Raw genomic sequence first — 10124 nt, forward strand, 5'->3', positions numbered from 1 at the left:
AATGAAAAGTCACGCTCGAAAAAGGGCGCTTCAAAAAATGCTTGTCGGTCAGGGGTACGCGGTCAATGCGGGAAGGGCCACAGGCGCAGCTTCTGCTTGCCCGTTGACCACAGCTTGGCCAGCCCGTGCGGCTCGACGATCAGGAACCACACGATGAGCCCGCCGAAGATCATCAGCTCCGCATGCGCGATGCCGACGGTCGAAATCTGTGCGCCGAACCAGCCGGCAATGACCGGCAGCGTCTGGTTCAGAACGATCGGCAGCACGGTGATGAAGGCCGCACCGAAGAAGGCGCCCATGATCGATCCGAGCCCGCCGATGATCACCATGAAGAGCAGCCGGAACGACTGGTCGACCGAGAACGCGGCCGGCTCCCAGGCGCCGAGGTAGACGAAGGCCCACAGCGCGCCGGCCACGCCGATGATGAAGGAACTGACCGCGAAGGCGCTGAGCTTGGCGTACATCGGGCGGATGCCGATCACCGCGGCCGCCACGTCCATGTCGCGGATCGCCATCCACTCGCGGCCGATGGCGCCGCGCACCAGGTTCTTGGTCAGCACCGCGATCACCACCAGCACCACCAGGCAGAACAGGTACTTGCTCGCGGCGCTCTCGATAGGCCATCCGAAGACCTGCAGGTTCGACACCGACACCGAGCCTGAGGGCGTGTCGAGCGTGAACCACTTGATGCGCAGGAACATCCAGTCGCTGAAGAATTGCGCGGCCAGCGTGGCCACCGCAAGGTACAGGCCCTTGACGCGCAGGCTGGGCAGTCCGAACAGGATGCCGAACAGCGTCGCACACAGGCCGCCCAGAATCAGCGCGGGAATCAGCGGCAGCCCCGGGAAGCGCACGAAGAAGTTGTAGGCCCCGTAGGCGCCCACCGCCATGAAGGCGCCCGAGCCGAGCGAGATCTGCCCGCAGTAGCCCACCAGCACGTTCACGCCGAGCGCCGCCAGGGAGATGATCACGAACGGAATCAAAATCGCCCGCATCAGGTAGTCGCTGGCCAGGAAGGGCACGACGGCGAACGCGAAGATCAGCACCAGGCCGATCGCCACACGGTCCTGCAGGATCGGGAAGACCTGCTGGTCGGCACGGTAGCTGGTCTTGAACTGGCCGTTTTCTCTGTAGAACATGTTCAGACCCGATCAATGATTTTTTCGCCAAACAATCCTTGCGGCCGGAACAGCAGGAACACCAGCGCCAGCACATAGGCGAACCAGATCTCGATGCCGCCACCCACGTACGGGCCCAGGTACACCTCCGACAGCTTCTCGCCGACGCCGATGATCAGTCCGCCGATGATGGCGCCGGGCACCGAGGTGAGCCCTCCGAGGATCACCACCGGCAGCGCACGCAGCGCCACCGTGGTGAGCGAGAACTGCACGCCCAGCTTGCTGCCCCAGATCATTCCGGCCACGAGCGCCACCACGCCGGCCACGCACCACACGATGACCCAGATGCGCGTGAGCGGAATGCCGATCGATTGCGCCGCCTGGTGGTCGTCGGCCACCGCGCGCAGCGCGCGGCCCGTGCCAGTCTTCTGGAAGAACAGCGAGAGCAGCGCCACCAGCGCGGCTGCGATCGCGGCGGCGTACAGGTCTTCCTTGTTGATGAGGATGCCGCCCTCGAACACCGAGCCGAGAAGGAAGATCGGGTCCTTCGGCATGCCGATGTCGATCTTGTAGATGTTGCTGCCGAACAGGGTCTGGCCCGCGCCGTCCAGGAAGTACGCGATGCCGAGCGTCGCCATCAGCAACGTTGCACCTTCCTGATTGACCAGGTGGCGCAGCACCAGCCGCTCGATCAGCCACGCCACCGCGAACATCACGAGCCCCGCCACCACAAAGGCCGCGCCATTTGCGAACCAGCGGCTCTCGATGCCGGTCCACATCGGGATCCATTCGGCGAAGCGCGCCATGGCGAGCGCTGCGAACAGCACCATCGCGCCCTGCGCGAAATTGAACACGCCCGAGGCCTTGAAGATCAGCACGAAGCCGAGCGCCACCAGCGAATACAGCATGCCCACCATGAGGCCGCCGAAGAGGGTTTCGAGAAAGAAGGCCATCAGTGTTCGACCCCAAGGTAGGCGCGGATCACGTTCTCGTTGTTGCGTACTTCATCCGGCGTGCCGTCGCCGATCTTCTTGCCGTAGTCGAGCACCACCACGCGGTCCGAAATGTCCATGACCACTCCCATGTCGTGCTCGATCAGCACGATGGTGCTGCCGAATTCGTCGTTCACGTCGAGGATGAAGCGGCTCATGTCCTGCTTCTCCTCCACGTTCATGCCGGCCATCGGCTCGTCGAGCAGCAGCACCTGCGGCTCCATGGCGAGCGCACGGCCCAGGTCGACGCGCTTTTGCAGGCCGTAGGGGAGCTGGCCCACCGGCGTCTTTCGATGCGCCTGGATTTCCAGGAAATCGATGATCCGCTCGACGAATTCGCGATGCCGGGTTTCCTCGCGCTCGGCCGCGCCCCAGCGGATCGCCTGCTGGAAGAGGTTGGACTTCATGCGCAGGTTGCGCCCCGTCATGATGTTGTCGAGCACGCTCATGCCCTTGAAGAGTGCGAGGTTCTGGAAAGTGCGCGCCACGCCCATCTCGGCCACCTGGCGCGAGTTCATGTGCTTGAAGGTCTGGCCGCGGAAGGTGATGGAGCCCTGCTGCGGCAAGTACACGCCGTTGATGCAGTTGAGCATCGAGCTCTTGCCCGCGCCGTTGGGGCCGATGATGGCTCGCACCTCGTGCTCGCGCACATCGAAGCTGATGTCCGTCAGCGCCTTCACGCCGCCGAAGCTCAGCGAGATGTTCTGCACGTCGAGGACGACGTCGCCGATTTTTCTGTTGTTGCCGCTCATGCCGCCGCCTTCACGATGGGGAAGGTCTTGGCCTCGACGATCTTCAGCGTGGCGTTGACCACGCCGGTGCGTCCATCCTCGAACTTGACCTGGGTCTCTATGTACTGCTCGGTCTTGCCGCCGTAGAGCGCGCTGACCAGCACCGCGTATTTCTCGGCGATGAAGCCGCGCCGCACCTTGCGCGTGCGGGTGAGTTCGTCGTCGTCGGGGTCGAGCTCCTTGTGCAGCACAAGGAAGCGCGCGATCTGCGTGTCGCCCATGCCGTCTTCGCTCGCGAGGTCGGCGTTCACCTTGGCAATGCATTCGCCGATCAGCGCCAGCACCTCGGGCTTGCCGGCCAGGTCGACATAGCCGCCATAGGCCAGCCCGCGCCGTTCGGCCCAGTTGCCCACCGCCTCGAAGTCGATGTTGATGGCCGCGCAGACCTCGTCGCACGCATTGCCGAAGCACACGGCTTCCTTGATCTGCGGAAAGAACTTGAGCTTGTTCTCGATGTAGTTGGGCGCAAAGATCGCGCCGCTCGCGAGCCGGCCCACGTCCTTGGCACGGTCGATGATGCGCAGGTGGCCTTCGCTGTCGAGCACGCCCGCATCGCCGGTGTGAAAGTAGCCGTCGGCGTCGAGCACCTCGGCCGTGGCGTCGGGGCGCTTGTAGTATTCCTTGAGCACCGACACGCCGCGCACCAGCACCTCGCCGTCGTCCGCAATCTTGAGTTCGATGCCCGGCGCCGCGGTGCCGACAGTCTGCAGCTTGACCTTGCCGTCCTGCTGCAGGCAGACGTACGCGCAGGTTTCGGTCTGGCCGTAGAACTGCTTCAGGTTCACGCCGATGGAGCGGTAGAAGCGGAACAGGTCGGGCCCGATGGCTGCGCCCGCCGTGTAGGCCACGCGGATGCGGCTCATGCCCAGCACGTTGCGCAGCGGCCCGTAGATCAGCAGGTTGCCGAGACCATACATCAGCCGGTCGCCCGTGCTCACGGGCGCGCCATTGAGGATGTCGGCGCCCACGCGCTGTGCCAGCGCCATGAACTTGGCATACAGCCAGCGTTTCGGCGCGGCCGCGTCTTCCATGCGGATCGACACCGCAGTGAGCAGGCCTTCGAAAGTGCGCGGCGGGCCGAAGTAATAGCTCGGGCCGATCTCGCGCATGTCGTTCATCACCGTCTCGGACGACTCGGGGCAGTTGAGCGTGAAGCCGCCCACCAGCCATTGCGCCACCGAGAACAGATGGTCGCCCACCCACGCCATCGGCAGGTAGCTCATGATGTTGTCGCCGGGGCCGAGCTTGTCGGTCTCCACGCCGCCGCGGCCCGCCGCGATGAAGCTCGCATGCGTCTGGCACACGCCCTTGGGGCGGCCCGTGGTGCCCGACGTGTAGAGGATGACGCCAACGTCGGTGGCTTCGCCGCTCGCCACCGCACGGTCGTAGTAGCCGACGTGGGTCTTGTCGAATTCGCGGCCCAGTTCGCGCAATTGGTCGTAGCTCATGAGCCCGGGCTGGTCGTAGTGCCGCAGGCCCTTGGGGTCGTCGTAGATGATGTGGCGGATGCTGGGCTGCTTGCCCGCCTGGAGCTCGCGGCACTCGAGCAGCTTGTCGACCTGCTCCTGGTCTTCGACGATCACGAACTCGATGCTGGCGTCCTGCAGCATGAAGACCATCTCGCCAGCCACCGCATCCTGGTAGAGCGGCACAGGCACGCCGCGCAGGCTCTGCGCCGCGATCACGGCCATGTACAGGTGCGGGCGATTGGCGCCCACGATGGCGAGGTTGTCGTTGGCCTTGAAGCCCATGCTCGCAAGGCCGCACGCGATCTCGCGCACCTCCTGCGCCACGGCGCTCCAGTTCCAGGTTTGCCAGATGCCGAGGTCCTTCTCGCGGATGGCGGGCGCCTCAGGCTGGGCCTGGGCATGGGCGAGCAGCAGACGGGGGAAGGTGGGGGCGGTGGTTTGCACAGTGGCCGGATCGTAGGCCTCACTTTGACGTTGGGTTGTCGTTCCAACGACAATCCTAGGGACACTACTCCCCGGAGTTTCCCGATGCTTCACGGCGATTCACACCACAGCGTGCACGGCGCTTCGATCAAGGACCGCGCGCGTTCTCCCAATGCCGCCGAGCTCGACGGCATTCCGTGGCTGCCCGCGCTCACGCCGGTCGAGCGCCGCCGCGCCGAGGCCGCGCTGGTGGTGGGCGAGGCCGAGGTCGGAGACCTGGTCTGCCGCGTCGGCCGTTCGCCCACCTATTGGTTCGGCGTGGTCGAGGGCCTGCTCAAGATGAGCAACGACAACGCCGACGGCGGCTCCGTCACGTACGCCGGCATACCGCCCGGCGGCTGGTTCGGCGAAGGCACGGTGATGAAGCGCGAGCCCTACCGCTACAACATCCAGGCGCTGCGTCGCAGCGTGGTGGCAGGCCTGCCGATCGATAGCTTTCATTGGCTGCTGGACCATTCCATCGGCTTCAACCGCTTCGTGATGAACCAGCTCAACGAGCGGCTCGGCCAGTTCATTGCGGCGCTGGAGATCGACCGGCTCAACAACCCCGATGCGCGCGTGGCGCGCAACCTGGTGTCGCTGTTCAACCCGGTTCTGTACCCGGGCGTGGGCGAGGTGCTGCGCATCACGCAGCAGGAGCTCGCCTACCTGGTCGGCCTCTCGCGCCAGCGCGTGAACGAGGCGCTCAACGGCCTGTCGGCGCAAGGGTTGATCCGCGTGGAGTACGGTGGGCTGCGCGTGCTCGACCTGCCGGGCCTGCGTGCGACCGCAATATCGAACAAGAAGAACGCTTCACCGGAAACCTCATGACCCTCAAAGACCAGCTCCAGATCGTTTCCGCGGATGCGGAAACCGCGTTCGTTCCTTCTCCCGAGGCGCCGAAGGCCAAGGCCGGCGAGGCCGGGCCTACCCTCGAAGAAGCCATCGAGCGCAACGAGGCGCTGACCGAGAAGATCGATGCTCTGAACGCCGTGCTGGCAAAGCCGCTCGCCGAGATCCTTTCCGACCGCGAGAAGGCCGACGAGGCCGCCTTGGCCTGGGACCGCTTCGGCGCGATGTGGATGCTCTCGCAGCGTGCGATGCGCCGCGTGGCGCTCGATTTAGCGGTGCAGCTCGGCGTGAGCGAGGAAGAAGTCGTAGCGCGCGCGATGACCCATGCGAACGCGGTTCTCAACGGCGCGGACGAGGTCGACCTTGGCGGCACCATTGCGCCGGCGCAGCTGCAGCACATCGCGCGCCACCGGGCCTTCCTGCGCCGGCAGTTCCGTGCCGGCTGAGCGCAGCCGCGCGTCTGTTCAGAACCGCTTACTCTCCCAGCCTTCGTTCCAGAAAGACTTTTCTTGATGACCGCTTCCCACCTCACCCTGATCACCGGCGCCTCGCGCGGCCTGGGGCATGCCATGGCCGAACAGCTGCTGCAGGCGAGCCACATGGTGCTCGGCATCTCCCGCCGGCAAGACCCGCAGCTTGCCGAGCTTGCGCATAAGTCCGGCGCCGAACTCATCCAGTGGGAGCAGGACCTGTCCGACCCCGTCGCCGCATCGGACCGCGTCTTCGCGTGGCTCAAGACGCTCGATGGCCAGCGCTTCGACAGCGTGACCTTGATCAACAACGCCGGCACCGTCGGCAATCCCTCGCCGCTGGCCCGTGCCGTCGCAGCCGAACTGTCGCAGGCGCTTCGCATCGGCCTGGAGGCGCCGATGCTGCTGACCGCCGCGTTCCTGGGCGCCACGCGCGAATGGCGCGGCGCGCGCAAGGTGCTGAACATTTCGTCGGGCCTCGGCCGCAACGCCATGGCGAGCCAGGCACCCTACTGCGCAGCCAAGGCCGGCATGGACCACTTCTCGCGTGCCGTGGCGCTCGAGGAAGCAGCCGCACCGAACGGCGCGCGCATCGTCTCGCTCGCGCCCGGCGTGATCGACACCGACATGCAGGTGCAGTTGCGCGGTGCATCGGCCGAGAAGTTTCCGGACCGCATCCGTTTCGAACGCCTGAAGAACGATGGCATGCTCGATAGCCCTGCCACCGCAGCGGCCAAGGTGCTCAAGTACTTGGCGCGTGCGGATTTCGGCAGCAACCCCGTGGCCGACGTGCGCGACCCCGCCTGAATGCAAAGAACGAGTACGAGCACAAAGACATGGCCACCGCAAAGTCGATCGACACCAGCGACTACAAGCTCTTTCCTTCGCCAAGGAACGTGCACCGCGTCATCTTCGAACACCAGGTCTTCGTGCCGTACCCGTACGCACTGATCGTGATGGAGGAGTTCTACTTCAAGGGCCGCTACAGCCTGTTCGCAGCCTGCCGCCTCAGCGACGGAAAGATGGGGCAGGTGGCGACCTTCGAGCTGGCATCGGACGTGGACATCTTCAACAAGAAGTTCACGCCCGACTGAGCTTCGCCTGCTGGCCTATTGCAGCAAGAACCTGTCGCGCTGCGCCTGCGCACACCCGCCCATCACGGCCAGTGCCCGCTCTACCGCCGGCGTACCGAGCACGAACGGGTTCGTGGCTGGAGCGGGCTGCTGCCGCAGCGTGGCGAGCTTGGCCTGCGAGCCGTCGATGTTCGAGTGGTTCGACAGCAGCACGTCGATGCGCTGGCTCTGCACGATCGCACCCATGCGCTGCGTGGCGCCGATGTAGGCGTCGAGCCGTGGCACCTCCTTGCCGAAATTGAAGCCGGTGCCGCCCCAGAGCATGGCCCGGTGCTTGCGGCCGCCGGCGCTGACATCGAACACGGGCGAAATGGTGCCCCTGGTGTGGCCGGGCGTGAGGTAGAGCGTGACCCGGGTGTCGCCCAGCGTCACGCGGTCGCCGTCCTTCGCGGAAATGTCGCCGGCTCGGCGCTTGGGCGGCGCGCCCCAGATGGGCGTCGCGAACTCGAGCCTGGTTTCGGTCATGGTCCAGTCGGCCTCGCTCATCACCACGCGTGCGCGGTACTTCTCTGCGAGGTAGGACGCGCCGCCGTAGTGATCGCCATGGCCATGCGTGACGATCACGTACTTGATCTGCGCCGGGTCGAGGCCGAGCTTGCGCATGCCGCCCTCGATGAGTGCCGCGGCCTCGGCTTGGGTGTTGAGCGCATCGATGAGGATGATGCCGTCCGAGGTCTTGATGGCCCAGGCGCTGACCCAGTCGGCACCCACGAAATACAAATTGTCGAAAGCCTGGCCCGGCGGCGGGGCGGGCCTGGCGATGAATGCGGCCAAGCCCTTGTCCAGTTCGGCCTGGGACGGCCGCGAGGCGGGGGCGGGTTTGCAGAGAGTCAGCAGGGCCGTCAGGTCGGAGCCGGCGGCGCGCGTGGCGGTCGCGACATGCCCGGCAACGGTGGCCTGGGACGGTCCCTGTTGTTGCCCCGCCGGTGTCTGCGCGCATCCTTGCAACAGAGCGACGACAACCGCTGCCAGGGCGGTTGTGTTCAGCAGAAGGGCGTGTGGTGAATTCTTGCGCAGTGCCATCGCTGTCTCCATGCCGCCGATGCGGCTTGTTGTGGAGACATCATTCTGCGACGCCGGGCGCTTATTCGATTGTCGCGCCCGAGGCTTGCACGATGCCCTTCCACTTCTCGTAGTCGGCCTTCAGCAGTGTCTCGAATTGCTCGGGCGTCATGGCTTGCGGCTCGGCGCCCTGCGCGATGATGGCGGCCTTCATCTCGGGCGTGGCCAGCAGCTTGTTGACTTCCGTATTCAGCGTGGCGATCACGTCCTTCGGCGTCTTGGCCGGCACGAAAATGCCATACCAGGTAGAGACGTCGAAGCCCTTGTAGCCGAGCTCGGCCACGGTGGGCGTGTCGGGCAGCGAGGTGCTGCGCTTGGCCGAGGTCACGGCCAGGGGCCGCAGCTTGCCCGCCTTGATCTGCGCGAGGGCCGAGGGCACCGACGAGACCATCAGGTCGACGTTGCCCGCAAGCACGTCCATCATGGCTGCGTTGGAGCCCTTGTAGGGCACGTGGCGCATCTTGATCTGGGCAGCGCCGTTGAAGATCTCGCCGGCCAGGTGGATGGTGGTGCCGTTGCCGGGCGAACCGTAGGTCACGGTGTCGGGCGCGGCGCGCGCGGCGGTCACCACGTCGTTCAGCGTCTTGAACTTCGAATTGGCCTGCGTGACGATCACCACCGGCGTATAGGCCACGTGCGCCACGGCCGTCAGGTCCTTCACGGGGTTGTAGCTCAGGTTCTTGTAGAGCCAGGGCGCGACGACCATGTTGTCCTTCTGGCCCATCACGATGTCGTAGCCCGTGGGCGCGGCGCGCGCGGCCTCGGCAATGCCGATGGTGCCGCCGGCGCCGCCGCGGTTGTCGGGCACCACGGTCCAGTGATTGGCCTCGGCGAGCTTTTGCGCCACCAGCCGCGCCAGGATGTCGGTGCCGCCGCCGGGCGGGAAGGGCACGATCATGCGCACGGGCTTGGCGGGATAGGCCTGGGCGTGGGCCGCCGTGGAGGTGAGCGTCGCGGAAAGCGCGAGGGGAAGCGCCAGCGCAAGAGCCAGCGAGCGGGTGAGTTTGCGGATCATGGGTTTGTCTCTGTATGGGGGGACAGGCTTTCAGGCCTCGTTGGGCACTGCACCAGGGGTGCAGTGTGCCGCAGGCGCGGCCGTGGGGTTTTCTTCGTTCGAGATGGGGCCCCTATCGGGTAGCGGCGGCTTGACATGTCCACTGCGGCGCAGAAGATAGGTGTCCATCCACACAGGAGACAGCCATGCTCGGAAACATCAATGCCGTGGCCAACCTCGCGGTGAAAAACCTAGGCATAGCCCGCCGCTTCTACGAAGACACATTGGGCCTGTCGCCAGCCGACACCGATTGCGAGGACATGATCGCCTACCGCAGCGGTAACACCCGTATCAATGTCTACCAGTCTTCCTACGCTGGCACCAACCAGGCCACGGCAGTGACCTGGGCGGTGGGTGACGACATCGAGCGCATCGTGGCGGCGCTCAAGGACCGGGGCGTGCGCTTCGAGCACTACGACATGCCCGGCACCAAGCTCGAAGGCGACGTCCACGTCATGGACAAGATGAAGGTCGCCTGGTTCAAGGACCCGGACGGCAACATCCTCAATCTGGTCGACGAATGAAGCGCTGCCGCCCGCGCGGCGGTCAGCCGAAGTTCTTGGCCGCGAAGTCCCAGTTCACCAGCTTGGCCAGGAAGGTCTCGACGAACTTGGGGCGCAGGTTGCGGTAGTCGATGTAGTAGGCGTGCTCCCAGACGTCCACCGTCAGCACCGGGGTGTCGCCGGTGGTCAGCGGCGTGCCCGCGGCGCCCATGTTCACG

General features: G+C 65.6%; 12 protein-coding genes. 5 read left to right on the top strand and 7 right to left on the bottom strand.

Annotated elements, in window-relative coordinates; genetic code table 11:
* Nucleotides 1–62: 62 nt before the first annotated feature.
* From ASC78_RS14040 to ASC78_RS14055, 4 genes are read right to left on the bottom strand one after another with little or no spacing between them, the layout of a single operon-like run.
* Complete coding sequence (locus ASC78_RS14040) at nucleotides 63–1139, bottom strand: branched-chain amino acid ABC transporter permease (RefSeq protein ID WP_055802348.1); 1077 nt, start codon at nucleotides 1137–1139, stop codon at nucleotides 63–65.
* A gap of 2 nt (nucleotides 1140–1141) precedes the next feature.
* Complete coding sequence (locus ASC78_RS14045; RefSeq protein WP_055802350.1) at nucleotides 1142–2071, bottom strand: branched-chain amino acid ABC transporter permease; 930 nt, start codon at nucleotides 2069–2071, stop codon at nucleotides 1142–1144.
* Nucleotides 2071–2862, bottom strand: a complete 792-nt coding sequence (locus tag ASC78_RS14050) for an ABC transporter ATP-binding protein (RefSeq protein WP_055802353.1) — start codon at nucleotides 2860–2862, stop codon at nucleotides 2071–2073. Before ASC78_RS14050 ends, ASC78_RS14045 begins: the two co-directional genes overlap by 1 nt.
* On the bottom strand, nucleotides 2859–4814 hold the full coding sequence (locus tag ASC78_RS14055; protein WP_055802355.1) for an AMP-dependent synthetase/ligase: 1956 nt from the start codon (nucleotides 4812–4814) through the stop codon (nucleotides 2859–2861). Before ASC78_RS14055 ends, ASC78_RS14050 begins: the two co-directional genes overlap by 4 nt.
* 84 nt (nucleotides 4815–4898) lie before the next feature.
* Between ASC78_RS14055 and ASC78_RS14060 the strand changes: the two genes are divergently transcribed.
* The 4 genes from ASC78_RS14060 to ASC78_RS14075 all read left to right on the top strand — a co-directional run bounded on the left by ASC78_RS14060 (nucleotide 4899) and on the right by ASC78_RS14075 (nucleotide 7248).
* The gene (locus tag ASC78_RS14060) at nucleotides 4899–5663 is read left to right on the top strand and encodes a Crp/Fnr family transcriptional regulator (protein WP_055802357.1); all 765 of its coding nucleotides are present in this window, start codon (nucleotides 4899–4901) and stop codon (nucleotides 5661–5663) included.
* Nucleotides 5660–6130, top strand: coding sequence for a hypothetical protein (locus tag ASC78_RS14065; protein WP_055802359.1), 471 nt, complete (start codon nucleotides 5660–5662; stop codon nucleotides 6128–6130). Before ASC78_RS14060 ends, ASC78_RS14065 begins: the two co-directional genes overlap by 4 nt.
* Before the next feature lie 66 nt (nucleotides 6131–6196).
* Nucleotides 6197–6961, top strand: coding sequence for an SDR family NAD(P)-dependent oxidoreductase (locus ASC78_RS14070; RefSeq protein WP_055802361.1), 765 nt, complete (start codon nucleotides 6197–6199; stop codon nucleotides 6959–6961).
* A 29-nt stretch (nucleotides 6962–6990) separates the two neighbouring features.
* Nucleotides 6991–7248 (top strand): hypothetical protein, encoded by a 258-nt coding sequence (locus ASC78_RS14075; RefSeq protein WP_055802363.1) that lies wholly within the window; start codon nucleotides 6991–6993, stop codon nucleotides 7246–7248.
* Nucleotides 7249–7263: 15 nt separating this feature from the next.
* Here ASC78_RS14075 and ASC78_RS14080 read toward each other — a convergent pair whose 3' ends face one another.
* Nucleotides 7264–8310 (bottom strand): MBL fold metallo-hydrolase, encoded by a 1047-nt coding sequence (locus ASC78_RS14080; RefSeq protein WP_055802365.1) that lies wholly within the window; start codon nucleotides 8308–8310, stop codon nucleotides 7264–7266.
* 61 nt (nucleotides 8311–8371) lie between these two features.
* Entirely contained in the window at nucleotides 8372–9364 is a 993-nt protein-coding gene (locus tag ASC78_RS14085) for a Bug family tripartite tricarboxylate transporter substrate binding protein (protein WP_055802367.1), read from the bottom strand.
* A gap of 185 nt (nucleotides 9365–9549) precedes the next feature.
* Here ASC78_RS14085 and ASC78_RS14090 point away from each other — a divergent pair, with 185 nt between their 5' ends.
* Entirely contained in the window at nucleotides 9550–9927 is a 378-nt protein-coding gene (locus tag ASC78_RS14090) for a VOC family protein (RefSeq protein ID WP_055802368.1), read from the top strand.
* 22 nt (nucleotides 9928–9949) lie between these two features.
* On the opposite strand, the gene ASC78_RS27060 is transcribed toward ASC78_RS14090, so the two are convergent.
* On the bottom strand, nucleotides 9950–10124 hold a 175-nt coding region (locus ASC78_RS27060), incomplete at its 5' end, for a Fe-Mn family superoxide dismutase (protein WP_327198126.1).

Source organism: Variovorax sp. Root318D1, from assembly GCF_001424835.1.
GTDB lineage: Bacteria > Pseudomonadota > Gammaproteobacteria > Burkholderiales > Burkholderiaceae_C > Variovorax.